15 protein-coding genes and 1 pseudogene are annotated in these 17,396 nt (G+C 48.1%); 14 read left to right on the plus strand and 2 right to left on the minus strand.

Going from position 1 to position 17,396, the window contains the following annotated elements:
* The first annotated feature begins 21 nt into the window (after window positions 1-21).
* From mutL to glnA, 12 genes are all read left to right on the plus strand, one after another.
* A complete protein-coding gene (gene mutL / locus BN6628_RS11175; RefSeq protein ID WP_068617384.1) occupies window positions 22-2,130 on the plus strand; it encodes a DNA mismatch repair endonuclease MutL in 2,109 nt (702 codons plus the stop codon).
* 14 nt (window positions 2,131-2,144) lie between these two features.
* Window positions 2,145-2,927: a class I SAM-dependent methyltransferase gene (locus BN6628_RS11180; protein ID WP_068617386.1), complete on the plus strand. Its 783-nt coding sequence runs from the start codon at window positions 2,145-2,147 to the stop codon at window positions 2,925-2,927.
* Window positions 2,914-3,888, plus strand: a complete 975-nt coding sequence (gene miaA / locus BN6628_RS11185; protein WP_068617388.1) for a tRNA (adenosine(37)-N6)-dimethylallyltransferase MiaA — start codon at window positions 2,914-2,916, stop codon at window positions 3,886-3,888. Before BN6628_RS11180 ends, miaA begins: the two co-directional genes overlap by 14 nt.
* A gap of 24 nt (window positions 3,889-3,912) precedes the next feature.
* The gene (hfq, locus tag BN6628_RS11190; protein WP_068617390.1) at window positions 3,913-4,152 is read left to right on the plus strand and encodes an RNA chaperone Hfq; all 240 of its coding nucleotides are present in this window, start codon (window positions 3,913-3,915) and stop codon (window positions 4,150-4,152) included.
* 140 nt (window positions 4,153-4,292) lie between these two features.
* The gene (locus BN6628_RS11195; RefSeq protein WP_068617392.1) at window positions 4,293-6,986 is read left to right on the plus strand and encodes a transglycosylase domain-containing protein; all 2,694 of its coding nucleotides are present in this window, start codon (window positions 4,293-4,295) and stop codon (window positions 6,984-6,986) included.
* A 161-nt stretch (window positions 6,987-7,147) separates the two neighbouring features.
* Entirely contained in the window at window positions 7,148-7,699 is a 552-nt protein-coding gene (locus tag BN6628_RS11200) for a ribonuclease FAU-1 family protein (RefSeq protein WP_068617394.1), read from the plus strand.
* Window positions 7,692-8,315 (plus strand): YdcF family protein, encoded by a 624-nt coding sequence (locus tag BN6628_RS11205; RefSeq protein WP_068617396.1) that lies wholly within the window; start codon window positions 7,692-7,694, stop codon window positions 8,313-8,315. Before BN6628_RS11200 ends, BN6628_RS11205 begins: the two co-directional genes overlap by 8 nt.
* Window positions 8,316-8,437: 122 nt before the next feature.
* A complete protein-coding gene (locus BN6628_RS11210; protein WP_068617398.1) occupies window positions 8,438-9,421 on the plus strand; it encodes an AAA family ATPase in 984 nt (327 codons plus the stop codon).
* A 48-nt stretch (window positions 9,422-9,469) separates the two neighbouring features.
* Window positions 9,470-10,759: a GTPase HflX gene (gene hflX / locus BN6628_RS11215; RefSeq protein ID WP_068617400.1), complete on the plus strand. Its 1,290-nt coding sequence runs from the start codon at window positions 9,470-9,472 to the stop codon at window positions 10,757-10,759.
* 77 nt (window positions 10,760-10,836) lie between these two features.
* Window positions 10,837-12,090: a methionine gamma-lyase family protein gene (locus BN6628_RS11220; RefSeq protein ID WP_068617402.1), complete on the plus strand. Its 1,254-nt coding sequence runs from the start codon at window positions 10,837-10,839 to the stop codon at window positions 12,088-12,090.
* Window positions 12,091-12,172: 82 nt separating this feature from the next.
* On the plus strand, window positions 12,173-12,580 hold the full coding sequence (locus BN6628_RS11225; RefSeq protein WP_068617404.1) for a MerR family transcriptional regulator: 408 nt from the start codon (window positions 12,173-12,175) through the stop codon (window positions 12,578-12,580).
* Window positions 12,581-12,619: 39 nt separating this feature from the next.
* Window positions 12,620-13,948: a type I glutamate--ammonia ligase gene (gene glnA, locus BN6628_RS11230; protein ID WP_068617406.1), complete on the plus strand. Its 1,329-nt coding sequence runs from the start codon at window positions 12,620-12,622 to the stop codon at window positions 13,946-13,948.
* A gap of 61 nt (window positions 13,949-14,009) precedes the next feature.
* Here the strand turns inward: glnA and BN6628_RS11235 are convergent, their stop codons facing one another.
* Both BN6628_RS11235 and BN6628_RS11240 read right to left on the minus strand, forming a co-directional pair.
* The gene (locus tag BN6628_RS11235) at window positions 14,010-14,885 is read right to left on the minus strand and encodes an IS3 family transposase (protein ID WP_089153549.1); all 876 of its coding nucleotides are present in this window, start codon (window positions 14,883-14,885) and stop codon (window positions 14,010-14,012) included.
* The gene (locus BN6628_RS11240; protein ID WP_068617408.1) at window positions 14,822-15,151 is read right to left on the minus strand and encodes a helix-turn-helix domain-containing protein; all 330 of its coding nucleotides are present in this window, start codon (window positions 15,149-15,151) and stop codon (window positions 14,822-14,824) included. Before BN6628_RS11240 ends, BN6628_RS11235 begins: the two co-directional genes overlap by 64 nt.
* A gap of 541 nt (window positions 15,152-15,692) precedes the next feature.
* On the opposite strand from BN6628_RS11240, the gene BN6628_RS11245 reads away from it, so the two are divergent.
* Both BN6628_RS11245 and BN6628_RS25630 read left to right on the plus strand, forming a co-directional pair.
* Entirely contained in the window at window positions 15,693-16,154 is a 462-nt protein-coding gene (locus BN6628_RS11245; protein ID WP_068617410.1) for a hypothetical protein, read from the plus strand.
* A 371-nt stretch (window positions 16,155-16,525) separates the two neighbouring features.
* Window positions 16,526-16,866 (plus strand): annotated as a pseudogene (locus BN6628_RS25630) (DUF4064 domain-containing protein).
* Window positions 16,867-17,396 lie beyond the last annotated feature (530 nt).

Consider the following 17,396-nt stretch of genomic DNA (forward strand, 5'->3'; position numbering starts at 1 on the left):
TGAAGAAAGCGGGGGAAACGTATGGGACAAATTCAAATTTTGGACGAGCATATTGCGAACCAGATCGCTGCGGGAGAAGTTGTAGAGAGACCGTCCTCTGTGGTGAAGGAGCTGGTCGAGAATGCGATTGACGCTGGGGCCAAGCGGATAGACGTCACGGTGGAGGAGGGAGGCCTTTCCCTAATCCGGATTATAGATAACGGGAGCGGAATCGAGCCGGAGGATTGCGAGACAGCCTTTTACCGGCATGCAACCAGCAAGCTCTCCCTCGGCCGAGATTTGTTCCAGATTCGCACACTTGGCTTTCGCGGGGAGGCGCTTCCGAGTATTGCCGCTGTCTCCAAGGTGGAGCTGGTATCCTCGACCAGCGAGCTTTCGCTTGGCAAGCGGATTGTCATTGAAGGCGGATCGCTCAAGATGAATGAAGATACTCCGGCTCCGCAGGGCACGGATATCAGTGTCAGGGAATTATTTTACAATACTCCGGCAAGGCTGAAATATATGAAGACGATTCAGACCGAGCTGGGGCACATCTCGGACGTGATGTACAGGCAGGCGCTAGCGCACGCGGAGATTGCTTTTACGCTCAGGCACAACGGGAATGTGCTGCTTCAAAGTCCTGGCAATGGAGACCTGCTCCAGGTGATTGCTTCAATCTACGGGACCCAAGCCGCGAAAGCGATGCTCCCGATTCAGGCCGAGAACCCGGATTATAAAGTAGAAGGGTTCATTGGGCGTCCGGATTTAACCCGTTCGAACCGGGGTGGAATTTCGACGATGATTAATGGAAGATATATCCGCAATCCGGGGCTGCAAGCGGCCATGATGAGAGCGTACCACACGCTTCTTCCGATCAACCGTTACCCGCTTGCTGTCCTCCAGCTGACTATGCACCCGTCCCTGGTTGATGTCAATGTGCATCCGTCCAAGCTGGAGGTTCGCTTCAGCAAGGAGCAGGAGCTGTATGTCTTCTTGGAGGAAAGCATACGGGCAGTCTTGTCCCAGGAGGTGTTGATTCCTCATGTGGTGAAGACAACGGTAAACCGTGGGGAGACGAAATCGGTCATTCAGGAGCAGTTCAACTTTCAATCCACGGCTACCCCGGCAGCTGTATCCGATTCCGGCCATGAAGCTGAGAAGCGTCCAGAGCACGCGGGCTACCCGGAAAGACCAGGAGGTTCGCCAGGTGGTGCTCATGAGGGAGCAGCAAGTCCGCAGAATGACCGGGTGAGAGAAGCAGCTGCAACTCCGTCGTATTCCCTCCCTGAACGAAATGGAGGTTCTGAAGATGGGCTCCCGGCCGCTGGTCCTAACGGAGACACTTCAACCCAGCAGATTTCATATGCCCAAACGCCAGGGAACACAGATCAGCGAAAAATCGGGGATGAAGCAAGACCGGTGGGTAACTCCCCTGCTGGGACCGCTGGAGGAAGCAGCAGCCGATCCTCTGTAGGCAGCAGATACGATTACGAGCGTCCCGCTCCTCCTGCCGCTTCCGTGTCACCGGACAAGCTGTACGGCGTGCCGGGCAGCAAGCCGGCGATGCCGGCTTTTCCCAAGCTGTCCCTGATCGGTCAGCACCACGGCACTTACCTGATAGCACAGAATGAGGAGGGCCTGTACCTGATTGATCAGCACGCTGCCCATGAACGAGTGAATTACGAATACTATTATGAGAAGTTTGGCAATCCCGCTGATGCTTCCCAGGAACTGCTTATCCCTATTACTCTGGAATTTACATCAGCAGATAGCGAGAAGCTTAAAACCCGTTTGCAGTGGTTTGAGAACGCCGGGGTTATCCTGGAGCACTTTGGGGGCGGGACGTTCAGGGTGATCTCCCATCCGTACTGGTTCCCGCAAGGAGAAGAGGCTTCGATTATTGAAGAGATGGCAGAGTGGGTGCTAAGCGAGCGGGCGATTGACCTGGCCAAGCTGAGAGAGCGTTCCTCGATTCTCTGCTCGTGCAAGGCCTCTATTAAAGCGAACCAGAGACTAACGGATCAGGAGGCAACCACCTTGCTTGACCGTCTGGCTGCCTGCAAGCAGCCCTACACCTGTCCGCACGGACGTCCGATTGTGGTCTCCTTCTCTACCTATGATTTGGAGAAAATGTTTAAACGTGTAATGTGAACGGAGGAAGCGGATTGATTATTACTACGGGGGATAACGAAGCTCCGGATTCAGTTAGCCGGGCACTTGCGCTGGCATCTGAGCTAGGTGTGCCTTATGTGCGGCGCAGCCGTACCTCGTTAAACAAGCTGTTATCCCGTCATCAGACGGATAAGGTGCTTGTTATTTTGGAGAGTGGAATCCGGATTGCGGGTACTTATGGCGAGCCAATGGAATTTCACCCCAGTATGTCATTTGTTAGGGCCAAGAGGCTGCTCAAAGGAGAGCAGGATTATATGCTGGAGATTTCCGGAATTCAGCCGGGTGATCAGATCCTGGACTGCACCGCCGGGTTAGGCTCGGATTCGATCATTTTCTCCTTGGCCGCAGGGAAGGAAGGAAAAGTGACGGCGCTTGAAAGCTCTCTTCCATTGTATGGATTGCTGAAGGAAGGTTTAACTACCTACCAATCAGGGTTAAAAGAGTTTGACGAAGCACTTCGCCGTATTGAAGTCAGACACGCTGATCACCTGGATGCGTTAAAAGGCATGCCGGACAACTGCATGGATGTGGTCTATTTTGACCCCATGTTCCGGGAGCCGGTTATGGAATCCTCGTCGCTTTCTCCGCTTCGGACATTAGCCAACGGAATGCCGCTGGAAGAGGCCGCTATTCAGGAAGCCTGCCGGGTGGCCCGGAGAGCTGTCGTCATGAAGGAGAAGAGAGACAGCGGAGAGTTCAGCAGGCTCGGATTCACGGTTCGCGAACGAGCCCATACCAAAATTGCATACGGAGTGATCGCGCTTGACAACAGCTAAGAAACCGAAACTGCTGGTTCTGGTTGGCCCCACCGCGGTCGGAAAGACCAGAATGAGTATTGAGCTTGCACACCTGTTTAACTGTGAAATTATCTCAGGTGATTCGATGCAGGTATACCGGGGCATGGATATTGGCACAGCTAAAATCACGGAAGCAGAGATGGACGGAGTCCCGCATCATTTAATCGATGTTTTAGACCCGCATGAACCGTTCTCCGTGGCTCTGTTTCAGGACTACTGCAGCCAGCTGATCCCGGAGATCACCTCCAGAGGGCATCTGCCTTTTATCGTAGGAGGTACGGGGCTGTATGTGGAGTCGGTCTGTTATGAGTTTAAATTCACCGATGCGCCTGCGGACGAAGACTTCCGGAATGAACAATTTAAGTTCGCGGAGGTGCATGGTGCTGAGGCTCTTCATGACAGGCTGAAGGCTGTCGATCCCGAATCGGCGGCGAGACTGCATCCCAATGATCAGCGGCGGATCGTGCGGGCGCTGGAGATTTTTCATCTGACGGGCCAGACCTTATCTTCCCAGCTCGCCTCCCAGAAGAAGCAGTCTCCTTATGATTTATGCATCATCGGTTTGACAATGGACCGTCAGTTGCTATATAACCGAATAGAAGCACGAATTGATGAGATGATGAATCAGGGGCTGCTTGCGGAAGTGGAATCACTGCTGAAGAAGGGATATTCCCGTGGACTTGTGGCCATGCAGGGGCTTGGTTATAAAGAAATGATGGAGCATCTGGAAGATGGCGTTCCGCTTGAAGAGGCGGTAATCAAGCTGAAGAGGGATACGCGCAGATATGCCAAGAGGCAGCTGAGCTGGTTCCGCCATATGCGCGACATTCATTGGGTGGATATGACCCATCCGGAAAATTACCCGGAGAATTTGGCAAAGGTACGTGCTATAATAGCAGGAAAGTTCCTTACCGATCTCGAATATACTTCAGAACACTAATCGAAACTCATTGGGGGTACCGATATGAACAAGTCCATTAACATCCAAGATACGTTCTTAAACCAATTACGTAAAGAGAACATCCCTGTCACTGTATTTTTGACAAATGGGTTCCAAATTAGGGGAACGATTAAAGCATTTGACAATTTTACGATTGTGATTGACAGCGATGGACGCCAGCAAATGGTGTACAAGCATGCTATTTCGACCTTCCAGCCGCAGCGCAATGTATCTTTGATGCAGGAGACCTCGTCTGAAGGGTAAGATTGGAATGAAACTTTTTTGAACACGTTACGTTAAATGGTATATGATGTTGAGATAGAGCAACCTGAGCAAGGTTGTTCTTTTCTTTCCGTCCACTATAGAGAGAAAGAGAATGTCATGAAGGGAGTCTAGATAGAACCATGTCTACGAATGACAACAAACCCCAAAGGCTGTCCCGGACGAACACTCCTGATAAGACGGAGAAGACAGGCAAGGGAAATAAACCTAAGGGGAAAGGCAAGAAAAAGGTAACAACGAAGCGTGTGCTTTGGACCATGTTTTTTACGATGGCTTTTGCAATTATATGTGCTGTTGGAGGTTATATCTTCTTGTCTCTGAACGGTGAAAAGATACTTAAAGAGAATGAAGATAAGCTTACCATTTACGAAACATCCAAGGTGTATGACCGCTCCGGTAACCTGATGGGTGAATTGTCCATCAATAAGAGTGAGCCGGTGAAGATTGATCAAATTCCGAAGCTGCTTAGGAATGCATTTGTGGCAACGGAGGATAAAAGATTCTATGAGCACTCCGGCGTGGATCTCTGGTCAATTGGCCGCGCAGCAGTGAAGGATATTATCGCCCGTTCCAAGGTGGAGGGCGGTAGTACGATTACCCAGCAGCTGGCAAAGAATATGTTTTTGTCCAGAGACAAGACCTTCTTCCGAAAGGCCACGGAAGTCTCGATTGCTATGGCGCTAGAACGAAATCTGACAAAAGATGAAATTCTTGAGAAGTACCTTAACCGGATTTACTTCGGCCAAGGCTCTTATGGAATTAAAGCGGCATCCCAGCGATATTTCGGGAAGAGTGATCTAAAAACGCTGGATCTGTGGGAAATTGCCACACTGGCGGCTTTGCCTAAAGGACCTTCGGCCTACAACCCGATATCCAATCCGGAGCTGTCGAAGACCCGCAGAGGCGTTGTATTGGATCTCATGTTTGAGCAGGGATACATTTCTGCGGCAGACCGTGACAAGGCCAAGGCAGTTGATTATGACTATACGCCGCCGAAGAAGAGTCAGAACTACCTGGCCTTTAAAGATTTTGTGATGAAGGAAGCCGAGGCGAAGACCGGTCTGACCGAGGACCAGCTTAACCGTGGCGGTTACAAGATCTATACGACAATGGATAAACAGGCGCAGCTGGCCGTTGAGAAGGCCTTTGCTGATGATGATAATTTTGAGAAAAGCAAGGACGACAAGCAGGTGCAGGCTGCGGCGGTTATTATGAACCATCAGAACGGAAGTCTGATTGCCCTGCTGGGCGGGCGTGATTACCAGCGCAAAGGCTTCAGCCGCGTGGAAGCCCGCAGACAGCCGGGTTCAGCCTTCAAGCCGATCGTAAGCTTCGCGCCTGCGCTGGATACCAAGAAATTCACACCGGATTCGTATCTTAGCAATGAGAAGCAGTGCTTTGGCAACTATTGCCCTAGCAACCTGCACGGATATTCCAAGACGATTGGCATGCGGCAGGCGCTTGAAGAATCAGCCAATATTCCGGCTGTGTGGCTGCTGAATCAAGTGGGGGTCAAGACAGGTGTGGAATATGCGAAGAAGATGGGCATTACGATGGACGACAGAGATACGAACCTTGCTGTAGCCCTTGGAGGTCTCACGAAGGGCACGAATACGCTAGAAATGGCCGAAGCCTTCAGTGTATTCGCGAATGGCGGCTATCACTACCCGGCTTATTCCATCAAGAGTATTCAAGGTCCGGACGGTAAGGACGTCTACACGTATAATGCGCCGAAGGGTGAAGAAGTCATCAGCCCGGACACCGCTTATTACATGACAGATATGCTTGAACAGGTTGTAACCAGCGGTACAGGGAAACGGGCCAGCCTTGGTGCGCGTCCTGTAGCGGGTAAGACAGGAACTACCCAACACGGGATTAAAGGCCTGAAGAGCAGCCGCAACCGGGACGCCTGGTTCGTGGGGTACACCGCAGAATGGACCGCATCCATTTGGATGGGCTATGATAATCCGGACAAAGATCATCTGCTCAAAGGCAGCAGTGGTCAGTCTGCCGCCTTGTTCGCGGCAATTATGAAGGATGCGCTTAAGGACGTACCTATCAAGGACTTCCCTGTACCTAAAGATTTACAGGAGAAGAAGAAGGAAGAGGTTAAGAAGCCTACCACCGTCAGTGGGGTTGCTGGGGCTTATAATCAGGACACTGGTACCGTACTGCTCAGCTGGAAGGGTGTCGACATTCCAAATGTGAAATACCGTGTGTACCGTAAAGAAGCTTCCGAAGCGGACTTCACTCAGCTTCTTGAGACTAATTCGGCATCTGCCGAGGATGTTACGGTAATTCCAAATACCAGCTATGAGTATTATGTTACCTTTGTTGATCCGGCTACGGGGCTTGAAAGCGAGAGATCAGGTTCGGCTACAGTCTCGACGCAGCAAGCAGAGCCTCCAGTTACAACAGATCCTGGCCAAAATAATAACGGCAATACGGATGGAACTGGAAATGGTCAGGATAATAACCAAGGCAACAACGGCGAGAACAATGGTAACGGACATGGGAACGGTAATGGGAACAATGGAAATAACAATGGTAATGGCAACAACGGGAATGGAAACGGAAATGGTTCGGGTGGAGGTACAGAAACCGACAATGGCGGGTCAGGAGACGGCACGGACCAAGGAACTAATAATGGTACAGGCGGCGGCAGCGGCTCCGGTGTTACTGATCCGGGAACAGGAATTACGGTTCCCGGGTCAACACAGGGTAACGGTACCGGCGGTACAAAGGATACGCAAGGCACCAATAGCGGAACCGGGAATACAGGAGGGGGAACCACAGGCTCCAACTCCGGAGGGTAATTCGCTTAGGTTTGCGGCAAGGACCCGATCTTCTATAGAAGATCGGGTTTTTTGTGCTGTAATGAAGATGAGATCGGCAACTTTAACGGTGCATATATTTGGTGCGGTAAAGAGAAATATGGTAAGCTTGAGTGTAAGATAAGAGTGAAAGGGTAATATTCATGAAGCGAAAATTTGGAGACCGGGCGAATTGGCGCCGGGTGACCCGGCGCCAGTTCACATCACGATATATAGAGAGCGAAGATTTCACTGGATATATTACTCTGTACAGCATACAAGCGCTTAAAGAGCCGCTGTGGAAATCCTATGGCAATCATACGTTCCGGATTGCGGATAAGGGGTATTCATGGCTGCAGTATTATCCTAAAGACTCTAATTATATCGTTACAGCCATGTTTGATGACAAACAGCAAATTATTGAATGGTACATAGATATTTGCAAGAGCCAAGGAATTACGGATCAGGGGGTGCCTTGGTTTGATGATTTATACCTGGATATTGTGGTACTGAAGAACGGAGAGGTATTTTTACTGGATCAGGATGAGCTTGACGAGGCATTAACACAAAGACAGATCTCGCCGAAGGACTATGAGCTCGCTTCCCAGACTACCCGTGAGCTGCTTCATGCCATTGATGCCCACACCTTTCCTTATTTCCTGATGTCTCTTGAGCATCGGCGCACCGGATTTCTGGAGGACCCTTCCCATGGCTAGGCCGAAGAAGCATCCGCTGGTATTAAGAATAGCGCAGACCGTTATTGTATTAACTGTTATGTTTGTGTTATGGCTTGGTTACGCTTGGTATCAGGTTTCCAATACACCAGTTACTCAAGCGGTGAAAAAGGCAGATGTAGGTATTATTCTTGGAGCTGCCCTTTGGGGCGACGAGCCGAGTCCAGGGCTGAAGGAACGTCTGGAGCAGGGCTTGAAGGAATACCGGGCCGGCATGTTCCAGTATTTTATCGTATCAGGCGGACGGGATACAGTACGGTCCAGATTGACGGAAGCCGAAGGTATGGCTAGTTATCTGCAGAGGCAGGGAGTGCCCAAGGAGGCCATCATCTTGGAGAACCAGGCGACCAATACATATGAGAATTTGGAGTACAGCAGCAGGCTTATGCAGGAGCGGAAGCTTAGTAACGCTGTTATTGTCACACATACCTTTCATGCGGCGAGAGCACTTGAAATGGCTCATTTCCTCAATTATATGGATCCCCAGCTATCCGTGGTAGAATCCAAGGTAATGCCCAAGGCCCCGAATACAATTAGAGAGATTCTTGCCTATACCAAATGGCAGCTTAACCGGTTCGGTATCCCTATCCACACCTGATTTTATTAGCGGAATTATAAACTCTGTCCTATAGTTAACAAACTTCTAATAAGTGACGAACCACAGGAATACACATTTATAGTAGTTTGCTGCCCCTTTATTTTAGGAAGAGGTGATACCGCATGCAAGGGCGTGTTGTGGCCGCTGGCGGACGTTCAGAAGATAGGCCCTCCCGGCAAATCAATGTAATTCTGCGGAACACTGAACCGCCGGTTATCTCTCAGTTGGCTGCCGAGCCGGAATCGACTGTGGCGAACAAGAGTGCTATGCACCATCAAGGCGTGTTTGCGGAGATCCAGAAGGAACTGGATCAATTGATCGGGCTTGAGAATATTAAAGAGCTGGTTTTTGAGATTTTTGCACTGCTTCAAGTTACACAAATGCGTGCTGAGGCCGGCCTGGTGGCGGGTTCACAGGTGTATCACATGATTTACAAAGGCAACCCCGGCACAGGTAAAACAACGGTAGCCCGGATCGTGGCCAAAATGTTTCAGAAAATGGGGGTGCTTACCAAAGGCCATTTTATAGAAGCGGAACGAGCCGATTTGGTAGGAGAATATATTGGACACACAGCACAAAAGACCCGCGATTTGGTTAAAAAAGCATTAGGGGGCATTCTGTTTATTGATGAGGCCTACAGCCTGGCACGGGGCGGGGAGAAGGATTTCGGCAAGGAGGCTATTGATACGCTAGTTAAGGCCATGGAGGATTATAAGAATCAATTTGTGCTTATTCTGGCAGGTTACTCTGATGAAATGGACTTCTTCCTTCACACGAATCCAGGTCTTCCGTCGCGGTTCCCTATCCAGATTGATTTTCCCGATTATACGATTGATCAATTAATTCAAATTTCGGAGAGTATGGTCAAGGAGCGTGACTATATCTTAATGCCTCAGGCGATACTCAAACTGAAGCAGCATCTGATGGCAGAGAAGAATGAGAGCCCGCTTGCATTTAGCAATGCCAGATATGTAAGGAATGTGATCGAACGCTCAATCCGTCACCAGGCCGTCCGGCTGCTGCATCAATATTCATCAGGCTCTCCGGGCAAGCTTGAATTAATGACCATTCGAACAGAAGACTTCAAATTTGAAAAAGGCAGATGACAGGTGAGGAATACGCTAAGGTTGTCGCTTTGAAGGAGCAATGAATCTATGAGAAATGAAACATTTGACACAAATACAACCCTGCCTGATAAAGCCGTTCTTGTCAGTCTTGTTACCAATGAGGTGAAGCGTAGCGGTGTGAACTCCGAGCATTCTCTGAATGAGCTGGTGCAACTGGCAGAGACGGCGGGTGTGGAAGTTGCTGACGTGATCGTACAGAACAAGGAGACTCCTGACAGTCGTTGGTTCATCGGCAAAGGGAAGGTGGAAGAGTTAAAAGCTGCGATTGATGCTCTTGAAGCCAATACGGCTATTTTTGACCAGGAGCTGTCAGGGGCTCAGGTCAGAAATCTGGAAGAGGCACTGGATGTGAAGATTATTGACCGCACCCAGCTGATCTTGGATATTTTTGCGGGAAGAGCCAAAACTCGTGAGGGTATCATTCAGGTTGAGCTGGCTCAGCTCAGTTATCTGCTGCCCCGGTTATCCGGGCATGGCAAAAACCTCTCCCGACTCGGTGGTGGAATTGGAACCCGTGGCCCGGGGGAGAGCAAGCTTGAGACCGACCGCCGCCATATTCGCGGCAGAATTACCGACCTCAAGCAGCAGCTTGATGAGGTGACGAAGCACCGCACGCTGCACCGTAAGCGCCGCAAGGAGAACGGCGTGGTTCAGGTTGCGCTGGTAGGTTACACCAATGCGGGGAAATCCACGCTGCTGAAGCAGCTTACAGCGGCTGATGTATACATTGAGAATCAACTGTTCGCAACCCTGGACCCAACCTCCCGAGCGATGGAACTGCCTAGCGGCAAAGAGGTGGTCATTACGGATACGGTCGGGTTTATTCAGAATTTGCCGCATGACTTGGTCGCATCTTTCCGGGCTACTCTGGAGGAAGCCAACGAGGCGGATTTGATTTTGCACGTGGTAGACGCTTCCGCTGAAACCCGGGATGAACAGATGAAGGTGGTTGACCGCATACTGGACGAACTGGGAGCAAGCAGTACACCTCAGGTGATTTTGTATAATAAAAAGGACCTGTGCACACCTGAACAGCTTCAGCTGCTTCCATCGGACGAGAATCATTTGAAGATCAGCGCTTATGATGAACACGATCTGCAGATGGTTAGACAGGTAATTCAAGATCGCCTGACCGGGGATACCGTGACCTTCCGGATTCCGGCTGCCCGCGGTGATTTAAGCTCTGTTATATACCGGGTGGGTGAGGTTCTGAATCAGGACTTCGAGGATGAGGATTTGTTGTTCGAGGTGAGGCTGAATCAAGCCGACTATGAGAAGAACAGTTATTTGTTGAAGGAATATGAAGTACACGCTTAAAGAAAATGACAGCGGTATGGGATGGACATTAGTCCATCCCATATGTGTGAGCAGATTAAGAACGAGGGGATACTAGGATGGCAGTTTTTTCGCAGCAAGTAAGACATTGGATGGAAGAGGCAGAAGCAAAGATTGACTCCCGCCTCAAGCAGATTGACAAGATCGTGGACGTGAACCAGTGGAAAGTTATCGAAGCCTTTCAGAAGCAACAGGTAAGTGACTTTCATTTTGCCGGTTCTACAGGTTATGCCTACAATGACCGGGGACGTGAGGTGTTGGACCTGGTATATGCGGATGTGTTCGGCGCCGAGGCAGCGCTCGTAAGGCCGCATTTTGCTTCGGGAACACACACGATTGCAACGGCTTTGTTTGGTGTGCTAAGACCGGGAGATGAACTGTTGTACATAACCGGCCGCCCATACGACACACTCCATAAAGTGATCGGAAAGCCGGGGGACGGGACGGGCTCACTACAGGATTATGGAATTCGTTATCAGGAAGCTGCCTTACTGGAGAGCGGAAAAGTTAATTGGGATGAAGTTAAGCGGCTCATCACTCCAGCTACTAAAGTGATCGGGATTCAGCGCTCCCGCGGCTATGATTGGCGTGAGTCCTTCAGTATAAGCGAGATTGCTCAAATGATACAGCAGGTTAAAGAAATCAAGCCGGATGTTATCGTGTTCGTGGATAACTGTTACGGTGAATTTACGGAAGAGAAGGAGCCAACTGAGGTGGGCGCCGATCTGATAGCAGGCTCGCTGATTAAGAATCCCGGCGGGGGACTTGCCGAGACTGGCGGATACATATGCGGCCAAGCCAAGTACGTCGAACTTGCGGCTTATAGACTAACCGCACCTGGAATCGGCGGTGAGGTAGGGGCCATGCTTGGTACGACAAGAGGGATTTATCAAGGCCTGTTCCTCGCTCCAACCATTGTCGGACAAGCTGTAAAGGGCAGTGTTCTGGCAGCAGCGGTGTTTGAGTTAGCCGGATTTGTGAGCAAGCCTGCATGGCATGAACCCCGGACAGACTTAATTCAAGCGATTTCTTTTACTTCTCCTGAGCATTTGATTGCTTTCGTGCAGGGGATTCAACGTGCCTCTGCGGTGGATGGGCATGTTGTGCCTGAGCCATGGGACATGCCTGGATACGAGCATCCTGTCATTATGGCCGCAGGCACTTTCATTCAAGGAGGAAGTCTGGAGCTGTCTGCGGATGCTCCTATCCGTGAGCCGTATATTGCTTATATGCAGGGAGGGCTTACCTACTCCCATGTGAAGTATGGAATACTCACGGCCCTGCAAAATATGATTAACCGCAATGTACTGTAAGATTATCTAACATATGCTTGACAGTGTTAGGGTATGTAACATAGAATGGGATTATGATTAATTAACTGGAAGGTTGAGAGCGATGGGTGATGAAATTCGTAGAAATATGGCCTTGTTTCCAATTGGCATCGTAATGAAGCTTACTGATTTGTCTGCCCGTCAAATCCGCTATTACGAGCAGCACCAGCTGATCGTGCCGGCGAGAACTTCAGGTAATCAGCGTTTGTTCTCTTTTAACGACGTTGAGCGCTTGCTGGAGATCAAAGCTCTGATTGACAAAGGTGTTAACATCGCAGGCATCAAGCAGGTTATGAATCCGGTGAACAAAGAATCCCAGGAAGCGACTGTAATTACGAATGACACCGAAGAGAAACGAAAGGTTCTGACGGACTCGCAGCTCTATCGTATGCTCAAGCAGGAACTCGTTACAGGCAAGAGACCAGGTCAAGTTTCATTGATTCAAGGTGAATTATCCAGATTTTTCAAGTAAGAGTAAACATCACTATTTATGACAAAGGGAGAGGGTATCGTGAGTTACACTAAAGAAGATATTCTTCGCATTGCCAAGGAAGAGAACGTACGCTTTATTCGTCTGCAATTCACTGATTTGCTGGGTACAATCAAGAACGTTGAAATTCCTGTAAGTCAGCTGGAGAAGGCTCTGGACAACAAAATGATGTTTGATGGTTCCTCCATTGAGGGTTATGTCCGCATCGAAGAATCTGATATGTATTTGTATCCGGATCTTGAGACATGGGTCATCTTCCCATGGGTAACAGAAGATCGTGTAGCCCGTCTGATCTGTGATGTCTACATGCCGGATGGCACTCCATTTGCAGGGGACCCACGCGGTATCCTCAAGCGCAACCTGGAAGAGGCGAAAAAGCTGGGTTATACATCCATGAATGTAGGTCCGGAACCTGAGTTCTTCCTGTTTAAGACCGATGAGAAGGGTAATCCTACAATGGAGCTGAACGACCAAGGCGGATACTTTGACCTTGCTCCGACAGACCTTGGTGAGAACTGCCGTCGTGAAATCGTACTTACTCTTGAAGAGATGGGCTTTGAAATTGAAGCTTCTCACCATGAGGTAGCTCCAGGACAGCACGAAATCGACTTTAAATATGCGGACGCGGTTAAAGCGGCCGATCAAATCCAAACATTCAAGCTGGTAGTTAAGACAATTGCCCGCCAGCATGGACTGCATGCAACATTTATGCCTAAGCCATTGTTCGGTGTGAACGGTTCCGGTATGCACTGTCACCAATCCTTGTTCAAAGGAAATGTGAACTCGTTCTATGAAGAAAGCGACACATTGGGACTTAGCCAGACTGCCCGCCACTATATGGCCGGTATCCTGAAGCATGCCCGTGCGTTTGCGGCAATTACTAACCCAACCGTGAACTCTTATAAGCGTCTTGTTCCTGGTTACGAGGCTCCTTGCTATGTAGCTTGGTCTTCAAGCAACCGCAGCCCGATGATCCGTATCCCAGCTTCCCGTGGACTTGGGACTCGTGTTGAAGTACGTAACCCGGACCCGGCTGCCAACCCTTACCTGGCACTGGCTGTGATGTTGAGAGCAGGTCTTGACGGGATCAAGAATGAGATTCCTCTCGTTGATCCAATTGACCGCAACATCTATGTAATGTCTGAGGAAGAGCGTGTGGAAGAAGGCATTCCAAGCCTGCCGTCGGATCTGAAAGAAGCTCTAGGCGAGCTGATCCGCAGCGAGGTTATTACCGAAGCTCTAGGCGACCATGCTTTGTCTCACTTCTACGAGCTGAAGGAAATCGAGTGGGATATGTTCCGTACCCAAGTTCACCAATGGGAACGCGATCAATACATTACGCTGTACTAATAGGTGGAACCCCTGGCGCTGTATGGTCAAGCCCCCAATTAGTAGACATTGAAAAAAACACCTAGGCAGCAAACTGGCGTCGGTAATCTACCGGCGTCAGTTTTTTTAATTTACGCTGTGGTCGTCTTCGGTTGTAAAATTGAATGTATTTCTTAATTCTCTTTTGTGCCTCCGCCATTTTTCGGATATCATAAGGGTAGAGCCCTTCCGTTTTAAGATGCGAGAAGAAGCTCTCCATAGAGGCGTTGTCTAGGCAATTGCCCCGGCGTGACATGCTGATTTGGGCGCCAACCTTTGGCAGCATGTCATGGTATGCATGAGACGTGTACTGGAATCCCTGGTCGCTGTGAACGACCACTCCGGTCACGTCTTTTCGCTTGGCAAACGTTTGGAGAACTAACTCGTTATCGTTACGTTCGCTTAGCTGGTAGGCAATAATCTCATTGTTGAACAGATCTTTTATCGCCGAGAGATAGAGCCAGCGTTCGCCTACCCGGTATTGGGTCACATCCGTTACCCATTTCTGGTTGGGTTTGTCTGCCGTAAAGTCTCGTTTCAGCAGGTTCTCTGCCACACGATCTCCAGCCTGCTGCTTCATCCCGTTCCTCCTACGTTTCCGGCGAATCCTGGCTTGAAGCCCAAGCATTTGCATGAGGCGCAGAATCTTCTTGTGGTTCATCCATATGCCGTCATCTTGCCACAAGAACAATTGGAGCTGCCGATACCCGTACTTTCCCTCGTAGCGCTTGTAGACTTTACGAATTTGTTGTTTGGCTTCGGCGTTGCGCTCGTCCCCTTTTCGCTTCAAATAGGCGTAGTAACCGCTTCTGGAGACGCCAAAGAGTTGGCACAACTCCGCAATTCCTCCTAGGCCTACGGCTTGCTCGATGAGTTTAAAGCGTTCTTCCTTACCTCCTGCATCCAGATTTCCAAACACTTTTTTAACATGTCATTCTCCTGTTTAAGCCTTTGAACATACCGATCCTGATCCATATATTCATCTCGGCGTCCTCGCTGATCCAGTAGTCCATACTCACCCAGTTCTCTGTACTTACGCATCCATTTCTTAACCCTATCCTTATCCTGGATCCCAAGATGTTCAGTGATCTGTCTGTATGTCCATTTCTCTTCCACGTGTAGTCGGATTGCCTCTTTCTTATCTTCTTCAGTATATGATTTAAACTTCTGTCCTTTAATCGCCATAAAAATGCACCCCTTAGATTTCATCGGATTAACCAGGGGGTTTTTCCAATGTCTATTCTAAGGGGTGCACTTCACAGTGCACTTCAGTAAGCGTCGGGGGGTTTTCTTTTTTGGGAGCATTATGAGAGGTGGAGTATCATTTTTAGGGCTGCCCCCAAAAGCCCACGCTTTTTTGATTTAAAGTATATCTTTGGAATTTCACTTTTCTTTTTGATTTGAATATTTTTGGATCACCAAACAATTCACTCTTTTCTTTAACTGTAAAATCAAGTGTTTTGTTATCAGAGATCTTTGAAATTATATGTAGCTACAGATCAAGGAAGTAGTTTCTGGAGTGGTTAACAGTACAGTGCAATAGTAGACAGGGACGGCGCCGTAAGGCGGGTTTTTATGTTATAGGACCTGAGAAGGACTATGAATATACAATAATATATATATTTTTACAATATTTAGGAATTGATACTCATTAATTTGCATATTATGTCGTTTATAATAGAGAGGAATCGGGCCGATTAAATATGTAAGTGAAAGGTGGAAGAGCATGAAACTTAAGAAAAGTTTAGCTGTTCTTTTAACTTCGTTGATGTTACTTACTGTGTCACAATCTGCTTTTGCAGCTGAAGTAACGCCTTATGCAGTGGGGGTTGGAGATACAAAAACTCAGGCAATTACAATTCCAAGTACTAGCGAGAATTTCAGCCTATTCTTATCAAATAGTGAAGATAAAGACTGGTATAAGTGGACTAATACAACAGGAAAAGATCAATATTTAAGTGCTTTTCTTGCTCCAGTGGGTAATCAAAATGCGTTTAGATTAGGATTACAAATTGCGTATACTAATGGACTTGAGACTAGTATCTCTTATCCTTATTATAGCGGCCCAGGGAATAGTCAGTCGCATACGGATGTTCTCATTCCTAACGGAGCAACAGCATATCTTATAGTTGACTCAACTAAATTTGTTTTAGAACAATACAATCTCTACATTAGAATTCATCCTTAAAAAATTAGATAAAAGAGTCGGAGAAGAAACTCTACGGCTCTTTTTATTTTGCCTTGGTACTGAGCCGACAACTTGAGAAAAATCAAAACACTTTCTAGTTAATGGAATCCTGTCTTAGACAGATTCGACAGCTTTGTGTACAGCGTAAATTCTGGTATGGATACTGAAAAATCACCATATTGCTTCGCGCAGAAAACTCTTATTCGTAAACGAATTCAGTGGATATTGCAGCATGAAGGGTTACAATGCTGGTGAGATAAAGAACGAAAGACCACAAGAGAACCTGCACATCCAGCAGTAAACCTGCTTAAGCTTTCTTCTTACCTTAGAGTGTGAAATAGGTTATCTATCTATAACTCCTTTATACCGAAATGTTTGCAATGGGTTTAATAGCTGGTATTTTTGGAATTGTAGCGTCTGTTCTTGCTATGATGGTAGGAGGAGTGGACGCAGCTTTTTCAAGTACGGGAACTTCGCAAATTACGGGTCTAGGCATTTCTGCTCTGTTATTTAGTATTTTGGGAATTGTAGGAGCTGCTATGACAAAGACTAAGCCCAAAGTTGCCGGCTGGTTAATGCTAATTAGCGGATTGCAGGTTTTATCAGTATTTTTATGTTCTACATCCTTTCCGCTGTATTGTTTGTAGTTGGCGGGTTTATGGGGATTCTTTCCAAGAAAGCACCTCAATCAGGACAGAACGTATCTGTATAAATCTTAAGTTGAAGGGCCTCGGGTAGTTTACCGGGGCCTTTTTTTTATTTGGATATTTAATATTGCCAAGGCCCTTAGTGGATAAAGACTTCTACAAGTTCAGATGCAACATGCCGGAGACCTCACAAAGCCGGTTGGTGTCTTTGAATTAATTTAAATCTTTACTTTATAGCGATAATATTAAATATTTACCATGAAATATTTGGCAAATATACCGAAATATAAATAGAGACTTATTTACATACATAGATAAATGTAATTGGAGGGAGTTTATGTACCTGGATGAATTAAAAATTGCTTGCAGCATGAAACAAATGGTTAGTTTAAAAACGAGAGACGGTAAAGTCAGAATAGGCTTGCCATGTGAGTTAAGGTCAAAGGATGGGATCAAGTTTCACGGGGAAGGCGAAGTTGTTTCTATTCCATTTAACGAAATTACTCATGTGATGAGGCTAATTAATTTTAGATGAGAAAAGGTTTTGTCGGCTGTATACGCCGGCAAAGCTTTTTTTAATTCCGCTTTTATTTAA

This window comes from Paenibacillus tuaregi, from assembly GCF_900086655.1.
GTDB lineage: Bacteria > Bacillota > Bacilli > Paenibacillales > Paenibacillaceae > Fontibacillus > Fontibacillus tuaregi.

What these genes read in the sequence shown, in the direction of transcription:
- hflX (WP_068617400.1), top strand. Translation starts at nt 9,470, where the DNA reads ATGAGAAATGAAACATTTGACACAAATACAACCCTGCCTGATAAAGCC.
- BN6628_RS11195 (WP_068617392.1), top strand. Translation starts at nt 4,293, where the DNA reads ATGTCTACGAATGACAACAAACCCCAAAGGCTGTCCCGGACGAACACT.
- BN6628_RS11240 (WP_068617408.1), bottom strand. Translation starts at nt 15,151, where the DNA reads ATGGCGATTAAAGGACAGAAGTTTAAATCATATACTGAAGAAGATAAG.
- hfq (WP_068617390.1), top strand. Translation starts at nt 3,913, where the DNA reads ATGAACAAGTCCATTAACATCCAAGATACGTTCTTAAACCAATTACGT.
- BN6628_RS11220 (WP_068617402.1), top strand. Translation starts at nt 10,837, where the DNA reads ATGGCAGTTTTTTCGCAGCAAGTAAGACATTGGATGGAAGAGGCAGAA.
- BN6628_RS11210 (WP_068617398.1), top strand. Translation starts at nt 8,438, where the DNA reads ATGCAAGGGCGTGTTGTGGCCGCTGGCGGACGTTCAGAAGATAGGCCC.
- BN6628_RS11200 (WP_068617394.1), top strand. Translation starts at nt 7,148, where the DNA reads ATGAAGCGAAAATTTGGAGACCGGGCGAATTGGCGCCGGGTGACCCGG.
- BN6628_RS11205 (WP_068617396.1), top strand. Translation starts at nt 7,692, where the DNA reads ATGGCTAGGCCGAAGAAGCATCCGCTGGTATTAAGAATAGCGCAGACC.
- BN6628_RS11245 (WP_068617410.1), top strand. Translation starts at nt 15,693, where the DNA reads ATGAAACTTAAGAAAAGTTTAGCTGTTCTTTTAACTTCGTTGATGTTA.
- BN6628_RS11225 (WP_068617404.1), top strand. Translation starts at nt 12,173, where the DNA reads ATGGGTGATGAAATTCGTAGAAATATGGCCTTGTTTCCAATTGGCATC.
- mutL (WP_068617384.1), top strand. Translation starts at nt 22, where the DNA reads ATGGGACAAATTCAAATTTTGGACGAGCATATTGCGAACCAGATCGCT.